This window comes from Micromonospora sp. NPDC005298 (assembly GCF_040607375.1).
In the GTDB taxonomy this organism is placed as follows: Bacteria; Actinomycetota; Actinomycetes; order Mycobacteriales; family Micromonosporaceae; genus Micromonospora.
The window spans coordinates 268,392-285,228 of sequence record NZ_JBEXGP010000004.1; the positions used below are offsets into that span (position 1 = coordinate 268,392).

Sequence of the window (16,837 nt, forward strand, 5' to 3'; positions counted from 1 at the left end):
AGTTTCGCTCGTTAGCTATCGAAAGTCAATCGGTACCGTCGGGTGTCGGCGCGGCCTCTGCCGGCGCGGCCTTCTGCGGGTAGATCGTCTCGTGGCGGGCCAGCATGGCGACGAACTCGACGATCTTCCGCTCGCGGGTCTGCGCCCGCTTCACGGCGTTGAGGCGGTGGATGAGGGCGAACCGGTTGGTGCTGGTGAGCACGTCGAACATGGCCTGGGCGGCCGGTTCGGCGGCGATGGCGGCGAGCAGGTCGTCAGGCACCTCGGCCTCGGACGGCGGGGCGTAGGCCGCCGCCCAGCGCCCGTCCGCCTTCGCGGCTTCCACCGCGGCGCGACCGGAGGGCTGCATCAGCCCCTGCGCCTCCAGCCGGGCCACGTGCTCGACGTTGCGCTGAGACCAGGAACTACGGGACCGGCGAGGGGTGAACCGGATCCAGGAACTCTCCAGATCGCGTTTGCGGGCCTGCCCGTCGATCCAGCCGAAGCACAGGCCCTCGTCGACCGCCTGCTGCCAGGTCAGCGTGGTGACCGTGCCGCCCTTGCGGGTCAGGGCGAGCCACACGCCGGGCGACGTGCTGTGGTTGGCCGACAACCACGCGCGCAACGCCTCGGCGTCCGCGACGATCAACTCATCCAGCTCCGCGCTGCCCATGCCGGCAGGTTAACCGCGCACCCCGACAGAACGCCCCGACCGGCCGACCGTGGCCCGGCCTTCGCCCCGACCCTCGGCCCCTCCCCGCTCCCACGTCCCCGCCCCGGCCTCCGATCCGCGTCCGACATCGACTGTCGGTGCCCGGCGGTAGCGTCCGTCGCCGTGGACGACACCGCCGCGACCCGGCAGACCGCGCACGAGTACGTCGATCGCCTCCAGGGCCGGGACTGGCCCGGGTTGGCCGGCCTGCTCACCGACGACGTCGTCTACGAGATGCCGCAGACCCGCGAGCGCATCCGCGGCCGGGACACGTTCCTGCGGTTCAACATCGACTATCCCGGCGACTGGCATCTGCGGGCGCGGCGGGTGGTCGCGGACGACCGGACGGCCGCCCTGTGGCTCGACGTCCGGGTCGGCGCCGAGCAACAGGACGCGTGCGTCTGGATCGAGATCGCCCACAGTGGACTCATCGCCCGAATCGTCGACTACTGGCCCGCGCCGTACGACCCGCCGCCGGGCCGCGAACACCTCACCGAGCGGTACTGACGGCCTACGTCCGACGGTGGTAGTGGTTGCGGCGGGGAACCCGCGCGGGGTCGAGCCAGGCCGGCGGCACGAATTCCGGGTGCCCGTCGCCGCCGAGCCGGACGGCCCAGTCACTCTGGTGGACGTGGCGGTGATGGTGGCCGCAGAGCAGCACGGCGTTGTCGAGGGTGGTCGGGCCGCCGTCGGCCCAGTGCCGGATGTGGTGGGCGGCGCACCAGCGCGGCGGACGGTCGCAGCCGGGAAACGCGCAACCGCCGTCGCGTAACACCAGGGCACGGCGCAGCGGGCCGGCGATGAGGCGGCGTTGCCGGCCGACGTCGAGTGGCCGGCTGGCACCGCCGAGCACGGCGGGCAGGATGGCGGCGTCGCAGGCGAGCTGGCGCACCGTGTCGGGGGTGAGCCGCAGACCGGTGTCGAGCGCGCCGGCACCGAGCTGTCGGGTCAACCCGTCGTAGCCGGTGGTGACGACGATCTGGGCGGGCTCGCCGCCGCTCTCGGGCAGCTCGCCGGTGCGCAGGGCAAGCCGGCACACATCGACGAGGGCGTCATGGCGGCGCTGCCCGGGGCAGCGGGCGTCGTCGGGGCCGGAGGGCGCGCTGAGCGGGTCGATGACGGCGCGCAGCAGCGCGGCGGCCTCCGCGTCGAGCGTGCCGCTGAGCCGGAGCCGCCCGCCGGCCCGCTCGGAGATCGTGACGTGCCGGTCGCGCGCGGCCCGGGCCTCCTCGGCGGCCAGGGCCGCCGCCGTGGCGGCGTCGGCGAGATCGGGTGCGACGTGGTCGAGAATCCGGGTGCCCATCCGGCGCAGCAGGATCGGGTCGAACTGCCCGGCCCACTCGACAAGCACGCCGACTGCCTTGTCGGCGACCTCGGCACCGGCGACCGCCGACACCGTGGCGGCCGTGTCGACGATGACCCGGGCCTGCTCGACACTTACCGCACCACCGGCCAGGGCGTCCCGGACGGCGGGCGGGGTGGCGTCGAGCGAGGCGGCGAGACCGACAAGCCGACGGGCGTCGGACATGTCGAGCCGCAGGCGGTGGCGCAGCCACACGGCCGTCGACGACGCGCCCCGCGCGACCGCGACACCCCGACCGTCGACCTCCCGCACGAGCGCCAACCGCACCGCCGCCAGCCGCTGCTGGAGCCGGTGCGTGACGTCGAGCGCCGCGATCAGATCGTGCTCGGAGAGGGCCCACGCGGCAGCCTCGGTGCAGGTCGCCACCACACCCTCCGCCCGCGCCAGCTCATCGATCACACCCGGAACTTAGAACAGGTGTACGACAGTTCTGCGGCTACCCCCAGGGGCCGCTCGAGTCGCTCAGCTGTCCTCGGGGGAACGCTTGGCGCGGCTGGGCTGCACCCGCTTGGGCTCGCCGGGCATCTTCGGGTGGTCGGGCGGGTACGGCAGGTCGCCCTGGCCGGCGGCGGCGTCGCGGTCGGCCCACTCAAGCAGGGGCGTGATGTCCCACGGGGCGTCGTCGATGCCGGCGTGCGGGTCGCCGCGTTCGGTGAGCCGGGCCGGGACGGTCCGCAGGTCGAAGTCGTCCGGGTCGACGTCGGGCAGCTCGTCCCAGGTGACCGGGGTGGAGACGGTGGCTCGGGCGTTCGCCCGCAGGGAGTACGCGCAGGCGATCGTCCGGTCTCGGGCCATCTGGTTGAAGTCGACGAAGACCCGGGTGCCGCGTTCCTCCTTCCACCAGGCGGTGGTCACCAGGTCGGGGGTGCGGCGTTCCACCTCGCGGGCCAGTGCGATGGTGGCGCGGCGCACCTCGGTGAACGTCCAGCGGGGCTGGATGCGCAGGTAGACGTGCACGCCCCGGCCACCGGAGGTCTTCGGCCAGCCGGTCGCGCCCAGCTCGTCGAGGACGGCCCGGACCTCGCCGGCGGCCCGGGCCGCGTCGGCGAAGTCGGTGCCGGTCTGCGGGTCGAGGTCGATGCGCAGTTCGTCGGGGCGGTCGGCGTCGGCGGCGCGTACCGGCCAGGGGTGGAACACGATGGTGCCCATCTGTGCGGCCCACGCGACGTGCGCCAGGTCGACGGGGCAGAGTTCCGCGGCGGTGCGGCCGCTCGGGAAGGTGATCTGGGCGGTCGTCACCCACGGCGGCACGCCCCGGGTGGGCACCCGCTTCTGGAAGAACGTCTCGCCCTCGATGCCCTCGGGGAAGCGTTGCAGCGTGGTGGGCCGGTCCCGCAGGGCGCGCATGATGCCGTCGCCGACCGCGAGGTAGTAGTGGAAGACGTCGGCCTTGGTGAAGCCCCGCTGGGGGAAGATCACCCGGTCCGGACTGCTCAGCCGTACGCTGTGGCCGGCCACCTCGATCTCGGTGACCGTCGCCTTGGTGCCCGCCATCTCGCGACCATATGCCACGCCCCCGACGTTCGACGTACCGTGGACGGGTGAGTCTTGACGACAACGAGCTGCCCCGCACCGAGGACGAGTGGCGGGTCCGGTTGACCCCCGAGGAGTTCCACGTCCTGCGGGAGGCCGGCACCGAACGCCCGTGGACCGGCGAGTACGTGGACACCAAGACGCAGGGCGTCTACCACTGCCGCGCCTGCGGTCTGGAACTCTTCTCCAGCGACACCAAGTTCGACTCGCACTGCGGGTGGCCGAGCTTCGACGACGCCATCCCGGGCCGGGTCAAGGAGATCGAGGACCGCAGCCTCGGCATGGCGCGTACGGAGATCCGCTGCGCCCGCTGCGACAGCCACCTCGGGCACGTGTTCCACGGCGAGGGCTTCACCCCGAAGGACACCCGGCACTGCGTCAACTCGATCTCGGTCCGCCTGGAGCCTCGCTGACCTGAGCCTCGTACCCTCTGAGCAGCTCGACCTCGGCGGTCCGGGACTGCTCGATCCGCCGCGCCAGGTCGCGGACCCTTTCGCTGCGGCCGACGTCGACCTGGGCGCGGGCCAGGTCGGCGGCGGCCCGCTGGTGGTCGGCGAGGACGTCGCGCAGCACCCGGTCGACGTCCGTGTCCGGCGCGGCCCGCAGCCGGTCCAGTGCGGCGTCGTCGCCGTGCCCCTCGTGGTGGTGGGCGGTGGCGCTGGCGCCGGGTCCGGTGGTGGGCAGCCAGCCCCGCATGTCGGCCAGCTCGTCGGTCTCGGTGGCCTCGATGGCGGCGGCGAGGGTCCGCAGCGTGTCGTCGCGCACCCGGTCGCGGGCGGTTCGGACGATCTGCAGGGTGCGTTCGCTGTGCCCGACCATCGTGCCGAGGAACACCACGTCGATCCCGCTCATCTCGTCGCCGGCGCCCACGTCCCCGGCCGCCGCCGACGCGGCCGGGGACGCGGGCGGTCCGGCCGGCGTCGGCGACGCGGCACAGGCGCCGGTGAACAGCAGCGCCGCGAGCAGGGACACCAGAGGGGTACGCGGCATGCCGGTGCTCCGATCACGCGGGGGCGGTGGCACGGGTGCGTCCGTCGGCCGCACCCGCGCCGGTCAGACCTGTTCCCAGAGCGCCGGGACGTTCGGCGGCTCCCAGCCGGGGATGGCGGTGTGCGCCTGCCGGCAGCGGTACGTGAGCCCGCCGTAGGTGACCTGGTCGCCGACCTGGTACGCCCGGCCCGCGGTCCAACTGCCACCCGGCGCGGGCGGGGTCGTCGGCGTGGCCGTCGGGGTGGGTCGGGGGGTGGGTGAGCCCGTCGGCGTCGGCGTGGGGGTGGGGGTCGGGTTCGACCCGCCGCCGCCGATCTGGACGTCGATGCAGGAGTAGAAGGCGTTCGCGGTGTCGGAGATGTTCCACACCGCGAGGATCTTCTGACGCCCGGAGAAGCCGCCCAGGTTGACGGTGTGCGACACCGTCGCGCCCGGCTGCTGACCGTTGCCGTTGACGACGCCGACGCGGGTGTTGCCGATCCAGTACTCCCAGTTGCTGGTGGCGTGGCGGGCGGTGTTGACCCAGGTGAAGGTCAGCGAGGAGCCGACCGAGGCGGCCGGCCAGCCACGGTTGTCGTCGTTGAGGACGGCGAACTGGGCGATGCCCGCGTTGCAGCTCTTGAGACCCTTGGGCCCTTCGACGCTCTGCGGCTCGTACCTGATCTGCCCGCAGTCGGGCACCCGGCCCTGCGCGCAGAGGGCCTGCCGGCTGGGCGGGGCGGAGACGTAGCCGTGCGCCTGCGCGGGGGCGGCGACGGTGAGAGTGGCGGCGACGGCGCCCGTCGCCACCAGCGGGACGGTGATTCTTCGACGCATCGGGCAGCTCCTTCTCCAGGTGCGGTGAGGTGCCCCCAACGTAATTTAAACTTTGTTAACAGTAAAGAGCCTGGTCGATAAATCCATCGACGATGGCGAGTTTCCGGTCAGAGTCGGAGCAGGCCGCCCCGGTCGTCGACCTCGTCGGCCGACTCGTCATCCAGCCAGACGCCGCCGTCGGCGAGGTAGCGGAAGCGGTACTCCCCGGGCGGGAGCTTCACCGTCACCGTCCGGGTGCCGTCGCGGCGGGCCACCAACTCGTGCCGGCCGGGCTCCCAGTCGTTGAAGCAGCCCACCACGCTGACCGGGCCCGGTGGGGCGTCCCGGGGCAGGCAGAAGGTGACCCGGGTCTGGTTGCCGAAGAGTCTGTTGCGCTTGATCACGGTGATCCCTCCGGGGGTTGCGGCGGTCCACCCGGCACAACGGACGACACGCCGGCGCCGACACGCCGCCCGGCGGGCTGAACGCCGACATTTCGCCCCGAACGGGACCAACCTGGGGAAATCTGTAGTCACGTGTCCTGATACGGAGGGTTTCGTCATGGCGACCTGCGAGGTCTGCGGCAACGACTACTGGATGACGTTCGAGGTGCACACCGTCAGCGGCGACGTGCACACCTTCGACTCGTTCGAGTGCGCGATCCACCGGATGGCACCCATCTGCGAGCACTGCCAGATCAAGATCGTCGGGCACGGCGTCGAGGTGAACGGCCGCTTCTTCTGCTGCGGGCACTGCGCCCGGTCGGTCGAGGGCGCCGAGGGCGCCGAGATCCGCGACGCGGTGGGCGCGCGCCCCGTCTGACGCGCCACCCTGCGGTACGGTCGTCCGGTGCAGCCATTCCCGGGCGTCCTGCCCCCGCCGCGCTCCTGAGCGGAGCGCCGCGCCTCCGCCGAGCGGGTGACTGACCCCACTCGGCCGCCCTGCCGCACGCGCTCCGTCGACGTCGTCCCGTCAACGGCTCACCCTTCGGAGCGCATCCGTGTCCACCTCCCGTACCGCGCGCCCGCGCACGCCGGCCACCCGCCACGCCCGCACGGGCCTCATCCAGATCACCGTCACCGGAGTGCTGTGGGGCACCACAGGCGTGGCGGTGCAACTCCTGCGCGAGAGCACCGGGCTCAGTCCGGTGAGCATCGGCTTCCACCGTCTCGCGATCGCCGCGCTCGTCCTGCTGGCGTGCACCGCCTGTCGACTCGGCGCCACCGTGGCCGCCCTGCGCGCGGCACCCGTACCGCTGCTGCTCACCGGCGTCGGCCTCGGCCTGTACCAGGCGCTCTACTTCGCCGCCGTGGCGCTCGCCGGGGTGAGCGTGGCCACCGTGGTCAGCCTGGGCCTGGCACCGGTGCTCGCCGCCGCCTGGGAGTCGCTGCGGGCCCGCCGGACCCCCGACCCGCTGCGCCTCGCGACGCTGGTCACGGCTGTGGTCGGCCTCGCCCTGATCACCGGGGCGACGGCGGACCCCACCGCCGCGGCGCCCGCGCCGCTGCTCGGCCTGCTCGCGGCCGCCGGGTCCGGCCTGGGGTACGCGGTGACGACCCTGATCAGCGGGCAGGTCTCACGGCGCACCGCTCCGATGGCGCTCACCACCATCTCGACAGTGGTCGGCGCGCTGACCCTGCTGCCGCTGGCCCTGGTCGCCGGTCCCACCGTCCCGGTCCGCCCCGACACGCTGGCGCTGCTGCTGCACCTGGGCGTGGTCACCACCGCCGTGGCGTACGCGCTGTTCTACGCCGGACTGCGCACCACGCCGGGCAGCGTCGCCGCCGTGCTGACCCTGCTCGAACCGCTCACCGCGGCGGCGCTGGCCGTGACGCTGCTGCACGAGCCGCTCCCGCCGCCGGTCATCGTCGGCGGCGTACTGCTGCTCACCGCCGTCGCCGCCACCTACCTGGCGCCGACCCGGGCGGCCTCCCCGTGAACGGGCCCGGCCTACCATCGGTGGGTGCCCCAGCAGACCACCCAGATCCACACGGCCGCCTTCGGCGACCTGACCGCCCGCACCTTCCACGACCTGCTCAAGCTGCGCATCGACGTGTTCGTGGTCGAGCAGGACTGCCCGTACCCCGAGCTCGACGGACGGGACGTGGAGCCGGGCACCCGGCACCTCTGGCTGACCGACGGCGACGCGCCGCTGGCGTACCTGCGGATCCTCGCCGACCCGGACGGCACCGCCCGGATCGGCCGCGTGGTGGTGGCCCCGGCGGCGCGCGGCGGCGGACACGCCGGTCGGCTGATGACGGCGGCGCTGGAGGTGGTGGGCAACCAGCCCTGCGTGCTGGAGGCGCAGTCACACCTGGTCGGCTTCTACGGCCGGCACGGCTTCGCCGTCAGCGGCCCGGAGTACGTCGAGGACGGCATCCCGCACACCCCGATGCGCCGCACCGCCATTGACGGCTGACGATCTGCCTGGCATCGTGCCGGGTAGAGCCATCGCGGGAGCCAGCGAGTAGGCACGGGAGCGGGCATCTCCCGGCAGTCCGGGCGTCGTCGTCCGTACCTCATCCCCCCGGGGGCTCCATGTCCACTCTCGCCCGATCACCACGCGCGCTCCGGCCGTTCGCCGTCGCGGCGGCCGCCACGCTCCTGCTGACCACCGCGATCACCGTCGTGCTGGGCGGTCAGCCCGCCTCGGCGCACGGCTCGGTCGTCGACCCGCCCTCGCGCAACTACAGCTGCTGGCAACGCTGGGGCAGCGACTTCCAGAATCCGCGGATGGCCACCGAGGACCCGATGTGCTGGCAGGCCTGGCAGGCCGACCCGGCCGCCATGTGGAACTGGAACGGCCTGTTCCGTGAGGGCGTCGCCGGCAACCACCAGGGCGTCATCCCGAACGGCCAGCTGTGCAGCGGCGGGCGCACCCAGAGCCCCCGCTACAACGCGCTCGACACCGTCGGCGCGTGGAAGACCACCCCGGTGGCGAACAACTTCCGGCTGCGCTTCTTCGACCAGGCCAGCCACGGCGCCGACTACATCCGGGTCTACGTGACCAAGCAGGGCTTCAACTCGGCCACCCAGCCGCTCGGCTGGAACGACCTGGAGCTGGCCGGCCAGATCGGCAACACCCCCGCCTCGCAGTGGAACCCGGACACCGGCGGTGTCTCGATCCAGATCCCGGTCAGCGCACCGGGACGCACCGGGCGGCACATCGTCTACACCATCTGGCAGGCCAGCCACCTGGACCAGTCGTACTACCTGTGCAGTGACGTGGACTTCGGAGGAGGGACCGGCACCCCGCCGCCCACCACACCGCCGCCGACGACCCCGCCGCCCACCACGCCGCCGCCCACCACTCCCCCGCCCACCACGCCGCCGCCGGCCGGGGCGTGCACGGCGACCTACCAGATCACCGGCCAGTGGGCCGGCGGCTTCCAGGCGGACGTGAAGGTCACCGCCGGCGGTTCACCCACCCGCGGGTGGTCGGTGAGCTGGAACTACGCCAACGGCCAGCAGGTCGCCTCGTCGTGGAACGCGACGGTCAGCACCAACGGCACGCAGGTCACCGCCCGCAACGTCAGCCACAACGGCACACTTGCCGCCGGAGCGAGCACCACATTCGGTTTCCTCGGCTCGTGGAACGGCAGCAACCCGGTTCCGCTGGTCTCCTGCACGACGACCAGTTGATCCCCGCCCGGCGCCGTACCCGGGCGGGGGTGCGGCGCCGGACGGCGGGGGTCAGACCAGGCAGTTGACGATCTCGGCGACCGAGCGGCGGCGGCCCGTGTAGAACGGAACCTCCTCGCGGACGTGCCGGCGGGCGCTGGAGGCGCGCAGGTCCCGCATCAGGTCCACGATCCGGTGCAGCTCGTCCCCCTCGAACGCGAGCATCCACTCGTAGTCGCCCAACGCGAACGACGCGACCGTGTTGGCCCGTACGTCCGGGTAGCCGCGGGCCATCTTGCCGTGCTCGGCCAGCATCTCCCGCCGCTCGGCGTCGGGCAGCAGGTACCACTCGTAGGAGCGGACGAACGGGTACACGCAGATGTAGGGGCGGGCCTCCTCGCCGGCCAGGAACGCCGGGATGTGGCTCTTGTTGAACTCCGCCGGCCGGTGCAGCGCCATCTGCGACCACACCGGGGTCAGCGCCCGGCCCAGCGTGGTGCGGCGGAACCGCAGGTACGCGTCCTGGAGCGCGTCGCTGGACGCGGAGTGCCACCAGATCATCACGTCCGCGTCGGCGCGCAGCCCGGAGACGTCGTACACGCCCCGGACCACCACGTCCTTGCCGGCCAGCTCGTCGAAGAGGGACTCGACCTCGCCGGTGACGTTGTCCCGCAGCGACGGCAGCGGGGCGCTGGCCCGGAACACCGACCACATGGTGTAGCGGATGCTGTCGTTCAGCTCCCGCAACCGGGCCGCGTTGGTCTGCTCGGTCATCTCGCCGATCCTCCCAGTGCTGTGATGATCTCGTCGGCCGCCGTCTCGCCGGAGCGGACGCAGACCGGGATGCCGACGCCGTCGTAGCCGGCGCCGGCGAGGACCAGTGTGGGGTGTTCGGCCCGCAACGCCGTCCGCGCCGCCGCGACCCGGTCGGCGTGCCCCGGGGTGTACTGCGGCAGCGCGCCACCCCACCGCTGCACGTGCCCGTCGACCGGTGTGGGCAGCGGGGTGTCCAGCACCGCCGACAGCTCCCGGTGCACGGTGGCCGCCAGGTCCGCGTCCGGGCGCTGGAGCTGCGCCTCCTCGCCGTAGCGGCCCACCGAGGCGCGGACCATCGCCAGCCCGTCCGGCCGGCGCAGGTGCCCCCACTTGGTGGTGAAGAACGTCGCCGCCTTGATCAGCAGACCCTCGGTGCTGGGCACGAGGAAGCCGGACAGCTCGGGCAGTCGCGGCTGCGGCAGCGCCAGGGTGACCAACGCGACGCTCGCGTAGTCCAGCTCGCCGACACCCGCCGCCACCACCGGGGCCGGGCCGGCGAGCAGTCGGGCGGCCGGTCGCGCCGGCACCGCCAGCACCACGGCGTCCACGTCCACCAGTTCGGGATCGCGGCTCGGGCCGACCGTGAGCCGCCAGCCCGCGCCGGTCGGGGTCACCTCGCGCACGGCGGCGTCGCGCCGTACCGTCGCGCCGCTCGCCGTCACCGCCGCCTCGACCAGGGTGCTCAGCCCGCCGGTCAGGGTGCCGAAGACCGGGGCGCCGGGGGCACGCGGCGCGGCGGCCTGCGCGGCCCGCACCGCGCCGACCAGGGTGTGCTCCACCCGTGCCGCGCGGGCCAGCGCCGGCATCGTCGTGACCAGGGAGAGATCGTCGGCGCGGCCCGCGTACACGCCGCCCAGCATCGGGTCGACCAACCGGTCGACCACCTCGTCGCCGAAGCGGGCCCGGACCAGCGCGCCCACCGAGACGTCCGCGTCCGGCCCGACGAGCGGCCGACCGCCGTCGGTGTCGGCGTCCGCGGCCGGCCGGGCGACAGTGGCCACCCGATCCAGATCCCCGGGTACGCCCACCAGGGTGCCGCCCGGGACGGGGCGCAGCCCCCCGTCGACGACGAGCGCGGCCTGCCCGACGGTGGGGTGCACGATCCGGTCCGCCAGCCCGAGCCGGCGGATCAGGGTCACCGCCGCGCTCTCGGCCCCGGCCGGGTCGCGCATCAGGAACGACTCGGCGCCGAACTCGACAGGCGCACCGGCCAACGCTCCGGTGCGCAGCTTGCCGCCGAGCGCGCCGGACTGCTCGTACACCGTGATCTCGGTGCCCTCGGGGGCGCGGTCGCGCAACCGGACCGCGGCGGCCAGCCCGGCGATCCCGCCGCCCACCACCGCCACCCGCCAGGGCTGCCGCATCACCGCTCAGCCCCGGTCGGCCCGGCGGCTGGAGAGCTCGTGCACCAGCGCGACCACGCGGGTCAGCACATCCGGGTCGGTCTCCGGCAGCACGCCGTGACCGAGGTTGAACACATGCCCGGGCGCCGCCCGGCCCTGCTCCAGGATCCGGCGCACCTCGGCCTCCACCACCGGCCACGGCGCGAGCAGCACGCACGGGTCCAGGTTGCCCTGGACCGCCTTGTCCGCGCCGATCCGGCCGGTGGCCACGTCCAGCGGGGTACGCCAGTCGACGCCCACCACGTCCGCGCCGGCCTCACCCATGGCGCCGAGCAGCTCGGCGGTGCCCACCCCGAAGTGGATCCGCGGCACCCCGGCGGGCGACCGCTCCGGCTCGGCGCGTCTGTCGCCGCGCCCCGACCCGGAGCAGTCGTCAGCCAGCCCGCTCAGCACGGCCGTCGAGTGCGGCAGCACGTAGCGGCGGTAGTCCGCCTCGGAGAGCGCGCCGGCCCACGAGTCGAACAGCTGCACGGCCGAGACCCCCGCCTCGATCTGCACCCGCAGGAACGCCAGCGTCACCTCGGCCAGCCGGCCGCAGAGCGCGTGCCACAGCTCCTCGTCGCCGTACATCAGGGCCTTGGTCTTCGCGTGGGTCCGCGACGGCCCGCCCTCGACCAGGTAGCTGGCCAGGGTGAACGGCGCCCCGGCGAAACCGATCAGCGGCGTGTCGCCCAGCTCGACCACCAACTGCCGGACGGCCTCGTCCACGTACGAGACGTCGTCGCGGGTGATCGGGTGGATCCGCCGCACGTCGGCGGCGGTACGGATCGGCTCGGCGACCACCGGCCCGGTGCCCGGCACGATGTCCAGGTCGATCCCGGCCGCGGCGACCGGCACCACGATGTCGCTGAACAGGATGGCCGCGTCCACGCCGTGGCGGCGTACCGGCTGGAGGGTGATCTCGGTGACCAGCTCCGGCCGGCGGCAGGACTCCAGCATCGGCACACTCGCCCGGATCTCCCGGTACTCGGGCAGGGAGCGGCCGGCCTGGCGCATGAACCAGACGGGCGTGTGCGGGCCGGGACGGCGCCGGCAGGCCCGGATGAAGGGCGAGTCGGCCGGTCCGCCGGGGCGTGGGTCTCCGTCTCGGGCGGCAGTGCCCGTGGCTTGCGTGGTCATCGCCGCAATCGTGCCACGCCCCCCACCCCCGGCCCGCCTGGGGTGAAAGGAAAGACACCTTCCCTAACGGCTCCGGGCGTCGGCGCGCCGCCGAACCGGCTGACCGACGGCGGCATAGGCTGCCGACATGGCCCCCCCGATCGCGCTCCCGGAGACCTTCGCCCGCGCGGTCGCCGGGCTGCGGTCCGCGGCGCCCCGACCGGAGATCACCCTCGAGGAGGTCGGCGCCCCCCAGCGCCTCGCCCCGTACGCGTTCGCGCTCTCCGCGGCCGTGCTGCGCGACGGCGACGAGGTGGCCACCGGGCGGTTGATCCTGCTGCACGACCCGGTCGGGCACGAGGCGTGGCAGGGCACCCTGCGGCTGGTCACCTACGTGACCGCCGAGCTGGAGGTCGACCTGGCCGCGGATCCACTGCTACCCGGGGTCGGCTGGACGTGGCTCACCGACGCGCTCGACGCCCACGACGCCGGTCACCGGGCGATCGGCGGGACGGTCACCCAGACCATGTCGACCCGGTTCGGTGACCTGGCCGGCCCGCCGACCGCCGGTGACATCGAGATCCGCGCGTCGTGGACGCCGATCGACGACGACCTGGCCCCCCACCTGCTCGGCTGGTGCGCGCTGCTCGCCTCGACGGCCGGCCTGCCCCCACCCGGGGTGACCGCCCTGTCCGACCGCCGCCCGGCCACCACCGCCTGAAACACCGGCGGCGGCGGGCGGCGCGACTGTCAGAGGTAGTTCTCGGCCTCGTCGCAGACCTTGTCCAGGCCCTTCATGGCCGAGTCGTACGCGCCCTTGTTGCCGGCCGCCGCCGCACCCAGCGCGGTGGTCAGCTTGTCCAGGCAGCTCGCGATGACCTTCTTCTGCCGGGCCTGCTCGTCGCGGTCGTTACGGGTGCCGGTCAGGTCCTGCTGGGTGTTGTCCAGCTTGTCCTGCATGGCCTGCAGGTCGGTCTTCAGCTTGCCGATCTCGGTGGTGTTGGCCGCGATGGTGCCGTCGCGCTGGCTGACCTGACCGGTGAGGCGCTTCTCGGTCCGGTTCAGCTCGCTGTTCTTCGTCACGAACAGCCCGGTCATCACCCCGCTGACGACGAAGAGCAGCGCGGCCACCACGGCCAGCACCAGCACGGTGCGGCTGCGACCGGCCGGCGGCGGCGGGCCGTACGGCGGCGTCCCGGGCGGGGCCGACATCGGCTGCCCGTACGCCGCACCGGAGACCGGCGGCCCGGAGACCTGCCCGGCGTACGGCGGAGCGCTGGCCGGGTAGCCGGACGCGGCCGGCGGGGCGCTGTACGGCGCCGACGAGGGCTGCGGGGCGGCGTACGCCGGGTACTGCGGCGTGGACTGACCAGGCTGGTACTGACCCGGCGTGTGCTGACCAGGCGTGTGCTGACCCGGCGCCTGCTGGCCCGGCGTGTACTGACCAGGCGCCTGCTGGCCCGGCGTGTACTGCGGCGGCACCGGCTGGCCGGCCGGGTACTGGACGGTGGCCTCGCCGCCGGCCGGGTAGCGCACGGTCGGGTCGCCGCTGGGCGGCGGTGTCGGGGTGGCCGGCGGATACCCGTCCGACCCGTTCGGTGGCTGGGACATGTCTGTTCCTCCAGGTGAGCGGGCCCCACGCCGGTGGGCGCGCGGACCGGGTACAGCGGCGGGGTCGCCCGGGTCGAGGACCCGGCCGGGATCAGGGGCGGCAGGTGCGGCCGCGGTGTGCAGCGGAGACGGCGACGACGACGGACCGTGGATCAGCAGATCTTGAAGCCGTCGCAGGCGACCTTGATGGGTACGGCGAGCCCGATGCCCTCGGCGTCGCGGGCCTTGGCGGTGGCGATGCCGACCACCTGCTTGCTGCCGTTGATCACCGGCCCGCCGGAGTTGCCCGGGTTGATCGGCGCGTCGAACTGGATGGACGGGCCGGAGCTTCCCGACGCGGAGCGCAGGGCGCTCACCACACCTGTGGTGACGCTGTCCTCCAGGCCGAGCGGAGCGCCGACCACGATGATCTGCTGGCCGGACTTCACGGCGGCGGGGGCGGTGACGAGGCCGGTGAACTTGCCGGTGGCGCGCAGGTGGGCCACGTCGTTGGTCTTGTCGACCTTGACGATGGTCGCCGGGAAGCGCTGGTCGGTGCGTTCCAGGAAGACCTCCCGGCCGCCGCCGTTCCAGACCGCCTCGACCACGTGGAAGTTGGTGAACAGGTTCGTGCCGCCACCGGCGGCCGGCTTGCCGACCGCGAAGGCGGTGCCGGTGAACTGGCCGGCCCGGACCCGGAACACGCTGGGCAGCACGGCGCTGGCCACCGCCTCCGGGTTGAACGCGGCACCGGCCTGCTTCTCCAGCGCCTCGGCGCGCTTCTCCAGACCGTCGAGGCGGGTGCGGTCGCCGTCCTGGGCCTGGGCCAACCGCCTGTCGGTGTCGGCGAGCCGGCCGCCGAGGCGGTCGAGCTGGTACGCCTGCACCCCGGCCACCGCCGCCAGCGCGACGACGAGCAGCGTGGCGAGCGCGACCGGCCAACGGCGGCGCTTCCGGCCGGCGACCGGCGGCGGCGCCACGCCCGGCCAGCCGGGCTGCGCGGGGTTGCTGGGCGACGCCGGGTAGTTGGGGGGCGCGGGGTAGTTGGGCTGCGCGGGGTGGCTGGACTGCGCGGGGTGGCTGGACTGCGCCGGGTAGTTGGACTGCGCCGGGTAGCCGGGCTGCGGCGGGTACGACGGCGCCGCGAACGGTGGGGCGCTGGCCGGCGGGTACGCGCCGGGGGTCGCCGGGGCCGGCGGGTTGCCCCACTGGCCGGCGGGGGGCGGGGCGGTCCAGCCGGTACGGGGGCTCGGCACGCCCGCGCCGTCCGGGTCGGCGCCCGCCGGTCGTCCGTCTCCCGAACCGAAGCCAGCCGTCATGATCGTCTTGCCCTCCGTGGTCTCCCCGTGCCGCCATCGACCCGCGTGTCACGCGCTCCAACGGGTCTGCGGCCCGATGGAACGTACCTGCGCGATCGGGCTTTGTCTCCCCCGATGTCCGGCATCCGAAAGGACACCTTGTGGACACCTCACCGACACGCGCCGGACCGGCTGCACCCGCCGGATCATCGCGCGCACTAGGGTTGACAGGTGACCGACGAACCACCCCTGCGCCGTCGGCCCACCGAAGACCTTCCGGGAAACGTCCCTGAGCACCCGCCGTCGGCCCAGCCGCAGCCGGCGGGCGAGGGAGCCGACCCGACCAACGGTGGGCCCGTTCCGCTGATCGCCCCGCGTGACGGCACCCCCGATCCGGTGGCCGCGCCGGCCGAGCTTGCCGAGGTCGTGGCCCGCTTCGCCGCCGGCACCGGCCCGGTCGCCCTGGACGCCGAGAGGGCGTCGGGATACCGGTACAGCCAGCGCGCGTACCTGGTCCAGCTCCGGCGGGCCGGCTCGGGCACGGCGCTGATCGATCCGCTGCCGCTGCCCGACCTCAGCACGCTGGACGCGGCGATCGGCGACGCCGAGTGGGTGCTGCACGCGGCCAGTCAGGACCTGCCCTGTCTCGCCGAGGTGGGGTTGCGTCCACGCCGTCTGTTCGACACGGAACTGGCCGCTCGGCTGGCCGGATTCGAGCGGGTCGGCCTGGCCGCGCTGACCGAGCAGTTGCTCGGTTTCACCCTGGAGAAGCACCACTCGGCGGCCGACTGGTCGAGCCGGCCGTTGCCGGAGTCGTGGTTGACGTACGCGGCGCTCGACGTGGAGCTGCTCACCGACCTGCGCGACGCTCTCGCCGCCGAGCTGGCCCGGCAGGGCAAGTCGGCGTGGGCGGCGGAGGAGTTCGCGGCGCTGGTCCGTACCGGCGCCCGTCCGCCCCGGGCCCGCGCGGAGCCGTGGCGGCGCACCTCGGGCATCCACCGGGTACGCGGGGCGCGGGCGCAGGCCCGGGTGCGTTCGTTGTGGTACGCCCGGGACCAGATCGCGGCCCGGCGGGATTCGGCGCCCGGTCGGGTGCTGCCCGACTCGGCGATCGTCGCCGCCGCCGAGCTGGACCCGAAGGACGAGAAGACGCTGTTGACGCTGCCCGGCTTCGGCGGGCGGTCGGTGCGCCGGCTGGCCCGCACCTGGCTGGCCGCGCTCGACGACGCACGGCAACTGCCGGACGACGCGTTGCCGGTCACCCCCGCGGTCGAGGGTCCGCCTCCGCCGCACCGGTGGGCCGAGCGGGATCCGGTGGCGGCCGGTCGGCTCGCCCGCTGCCGGGAGGTGGTGGTCCGCATCGCCACGCAGCACAACCTGCCTCCGGAAAATCTGATCACCCCGGACTCGGTTCGCCGGCTGGCGTGGACCCCACCGGAGGAGCTGACCGAGGAGACGGTGGCGGAGACGCTGCGCGGGTTCAACGCCCGCGAGTGGCAGATCGGCCTGCTCGTCCCCGACCTGACCGAGGCGCTCGCCCCGACGCAACCCTCGACGGTCGCCTGACGTCACTGTGGGGTGGGCCACAGCGGGGGGTCGGGACGGGGTAGGTTACTGGCGAGTAGCATTCGGTGGGAAC

General features: G+C 73.9%; 19 protein-coding genes. 8 read left to right on the top strand and 11 right to left on the bottom strand.

Annotated features, from left to right (window positions below):
• Positions 1–25: 25 nt before the first annotated feature.
• The gene (locus ABZS77_RS11890) at positions 26–652 is read right to left on the bottom strand and encodes a YdeI/OmpD-associated family protein (protein WP_354821135.1); all 627 of its coding nucleotides are present in this window, start codon (positions 650–652) and stop codon (positions 26–28) included.
• Positions 653–814: 162 nt separating this feature from the next.
• Here ABZS77_RS11890 and ABZS77_RS11895 point away from each other — a divergent pair, with 162 nt between their 5' ends.
• Positions 815–1,198, top strand: coding sequence for a nuclear transport factor 2 family protein (locus ABZS77_RS11895; RefSeq protein WP_354821138.1), 384 nt, complete (start codon positions 815–817; stop codon positions 1,196–1,198).
• A 4-nt stretch (positions 1,199–1,202) separates the two neighbouring features.
• Here the strand turns inward: ABZS77_RS11895 and ABZS77_RS11900 are convergent, their stop codons facing one another.
• Together ABZS77_RS11900 and ligD are read right to left on the bottom strand one after the other, a co-directional pair.
• Entirely contained in the window at positions 1,203–2,453 is a 1,251-nt protein-coding gene (locus ABZS77_RS11900; protein WP_354821141.1) for a DUF222 domain-containing protein, read from the bottom strand.
• Positions 2,454–2,516: 63 nt separating this feature from the next.
• Positions 2,517–3,548 carry a non-homologous end-joining DNA ligase gene (ligD, locus tag ABZS77_RS11905; RefSeq protein ID WP_354821144.1) on the bottom strand — a complete coding sequence of 344 codons (1,032 nt, stop codon included), beginning with the start codon at positions 3,546–3,548 and terminating at the stop codon, positions 2,517–2,519.
• 47 nt (positions 3,549–3,595) lie between these two features.
• On the opposite strand from ligD, the gene msrB reads away from it, so the two are divergent.
• A complete protein-coding gene (msrB, locus tag ABZS77_RS11910; RefSeq protein WP_088990835.1) occupies positions 3,596–4,000 on the top strand; it encodes a peptide-methionine (R)-S-oxide reductase MsrB in 405 nt (134 codons plus the stop codon).
• Here msrB and ABZS77_RS11915 read toward each other — a convergent pair.
• The 3 genes from ABZS77_RS11915 to ABZS77_RS11925 form a co-directional block, all read right to left on the bottom strand.
• Positions 3,966–4,577, bottom strand: coding sequence for a DUF305 domain-containing protein (locus ABZS77_RS11915; RefSeq protein WP_354821147.1), 612 nt, complete (start codon positions 4,575–4,577; stop codon positions 3,966–3,968). The two genes, msrB and ABZS77_RS11915, sit on opposite strands and share 35 nt — an antisense overlap.
• 63 nt (positions 4,578–4,640) lie before the next feature.
• Positions 4,641–5,393 carry a lytic polysaccharide monooxygenase gene (locus ABZS77_RS11920; protein WP_354821150.1) on the bottom strand — a complete coding sequence of 251 codons (753 nt, stop codon included), beginning with the start codon at positions 5,391–5,393 and terminating at the stop codon, positions 4,641–4,643.
• A 107-nt stretch (positions 5,394–5,500) separates the two neighbouring features.
• Entirely contained in the window at positions 5,501–5,776 is a 276-nt protein-coding gene (locus ABZS77_RS11925) for an isoamylase early set domain-containing protein (protein WP_354821153.1), read from the bottom strand.
• A gap of 157 nt (positions 5,777–5,933) precedes the next feature.
• Between ABZS77_RS11925 and ABZS77_RS11930 the strand changes: the two genes are divergently transcribed.
• The 4 genes from ABZS77_RS11930 (at position 5,934) to ABZS77_RS11945 (ending at position 9,014) form a co-directional block, all read left to right on the top strand.
• The gene (locus ABZS77_RS11930) at positions 5,934–6,194 is read left to right on the top strand and encodes a Prokaryotic metallothionein (RefSeq protein WP_354821160.1); all 261 of its coding nucleotides are present in this window, start codon (positions 5,934–5,936) and stop codon (positions 6,192–6,194) included.
• Positions 6,195–6,372: 178 nt separating this feature from the next.
• Positions 6,373–7,311: a DMT family transporter gene (locus tag ABZS77_RS11935; protein WP_354821163.1), complete on the top strand. Its 939-nt coding sequence runs from the start codon at positions 6,373–6,375 to the stop codon at positions 7,309–7,311.
• A gap of 24 nt (positions 7,312–7,335) precedes the next feature.
• Positions 7,336–7,791 (top strand): GNAT family N-acetyltransferase, encoded by a 456-nt coding sequence (locus ABZS77_RS11940; RefSeq protein ID WP_354821166.1) that lies wholly within the window; start codon positions 7,336–7,338, stop codon positions 7,789–7,791.
• A gap of 119 nt (positions 7,792–7,910) precedes the next feature.
• Complete coding sequence (locus ABZS77_RS11945) at positions 7,911–9,014, top strand: lytic polysaccharide monooxygenase (protein ID WP_354821169.1); 1,104 nt, start codon at positions 7,911–7,913, stop codon at positions 9,012–9,014.
• 51 nt (positions 9,015–9,065) lie between these two features.
• Here the strand turns inward: ABZS77_RS11945 and hemQ are convergent, their stop codons facing one another.
• From hemQ to hemE, 3 genes are read right to left on the bottom strand one after another with little or no spacing between them, the layout of a single operon-like run.
• A complete protein-coding gene (gene hemQ / locus ABZS77_RS11950) occupies positions 9,066–9,767 on the bottom strand; it encodes a hydrogen peroxide-dependent heme synthase (protein WP_354821172.1) in 702 nt (233 codons plus the stop codon).
• Positions 9,764–11,173, bottom strand: a complete 1,410-nt coding sequence (gene hemG / locus ABZS77_RS11955; RefSeq protein WP_354821175.1) for a protoporphyrinogen oxidase — start codon at positions 11,171–11,173, stop codon at positions 9,764–9,766. Before hemG ends, hemQ begins: the two co-directional genes overlap by 4 nt.
• 6 nt (positions 11,174–11,179) lie before the next feature.
• Positions 11,180–12,331, bottom strand: coding sequence for a uroporphyrinogen decarboxylase (gene hemE, locus ABZS77_RS11960; RefSeq protein ID WP_354821178.1), 1,152 nt, complete (start codon positions 12,329–12,331; stop codon positions 11,180–11,182).
• A 127-nt stretch (positions 12,332–12,458) separates the two neighbouring features.
• Between hemE and ABZS77_RS11965 the strand changes: the two genes are divergently transcribed.
• Entirely contained in the window at positions 12,459–13,031 is a 573-nt protein-coding gene (locus tag ABZS77_RS11965) for a DUF3000 domain-containing protein (RefSeq protein WP_354821181.1), read from the top strand.
• Between the two features lie 29 nt (positions 13,032–13,060).
• On the opposite strand, the gene ABZS77_RS11970 is transcribed toward ABZS77_RS11965, so the two are convergent.
• Positions 13,061–13,921 carry a hypothetical protein gene (locus ABZS77_RS11970; RefSeq protein WP_354821184.1) on the bottom strand — a complete coding sequence of 287 codons (861 nt, stop codon included), beginning with the start codon at positions 13,919–13,921 and terminating at the stop codon, positions 13,061–13,063.
• A 152-nt stretch (positions 13,922–14,073) separates the two neighbouring features.
• A complete protein-coding gene (locus tag ABZS77_RS11975; protein WP_354821187.1) occupies positions 14,074–15,219 on the bottom strand; it encodes a trypsin-like peptidase domain-containing protein in 1,146 nt (381 codons plus the stop codon).
• A gap of 210 nt (positions 15,220–15,429) precedes the next feature.
• Between ABZS77_RS11975 and ABZS77_RS11980 the strand changes: the two genes are divergently transcribed.
• The gene (locus ABZS77_RS11980) at positions 15,430–16,764 is read left to right on the top strand and encodes a ribonuclease D (protein ID WP_354821190.1); all 1,335 of its coding nucleotides are present in this window, start codon (positions 15,430–15,432) and stop codon (positions 16,762–16,764) included.
• The last annotated feature ends 73 nt before the right edge of the window (positions 16,765–16,837 follow it).

Excerpts from the sequence above, each read along its gene's own strand:
- ABZS77_RS11945 (WP_354821169.1), top strand. The coding sequence starts at position 7,911 with ATGTCCACTCTCGCCCGATCACCACGCGCGCTCCGGCCGTTCGCCGTC.
- ABZS77_RS11915 (WP_354821147.1), bottom strand. The coding sequence starts at position 4,577 with ATGCCGCGTACCCCTCTGGTGTCCCTGCTCGCGGCGCTGCTGTTCACC.
- ABZS77_RS11975 (WP_354821187.1), bottom strand. The coding sequence starts at position 15,219 with ATGACGGCTGGCTTCGGTTCGGGAGACGGACGACCGGCGGGCGCCGAC.
- ABZS77_RS11890 (WP_354821135.1), bottom strand. The coding sequence starts at position 652 with ATGGGCAGCGCGGAGCTGGATGAGTTGATCGTCGCGGACGCCGAGGCG.
- hemQ (WP_354821172.1), bottom strand. The coding sequence starts at position 9,767 with ATGACCGAGCAGACCAACGCGGCCCGGTTGCGGGAGCTGAACGACAGC.
- ligD (WP_354821144.1), bottom strand. The coding sequence starts at position 3,548 with ATGGCGGGCACCAAGGCGACGGTCACCGAGATCGAGGTGGCCGGCCAC.
- hemG (WP_354821175.1), bottom strand. The coding sequence starts at position 11,173 with ATGCGGCAGCCCTGGCGGGTGGCGGTGGTGGGCGGCGGGATCGCCGGG.
- ABZS77_RS11930 (WP_354821160.1), top strand. The coding sequence starts at position 5,934 with ATGGCGACCTGCGAGGTCTGCGGCAACGACTACTGGATGACGTTCGAG.
- hemE (WP_354821178.1), bottom strand. The coding sequence starts at position 12,331 with ATGACCACGCAAGCCACGGGCACTGCCGCCCGAGACGGAGACCCACGC.
- ABZS77_RS11965 (WP_354821181.1), top strand. The coding sequence starts at position 12,459 with ATGGCCCCCCCGATCGCGCTCCCGGAGACCTTCGCCCGCGCGGTCGCC.
- ABZS77_RS11920 (WP_354821150.1), bottom strand. The coding sequence starts at position 5,393 with ATGCGTCGAAGAATCACCGTCCCGCTGGTGGCGACGGGCGCCGTCGCC.
- ABZS77_RS11970 (WP_354821184.1), bottom strand. The coding sequence starts at position 13,921 with ATGTCCCAGCCACCGAACGGGTCGGACGGGTATCCGCCGGCCACCCCG.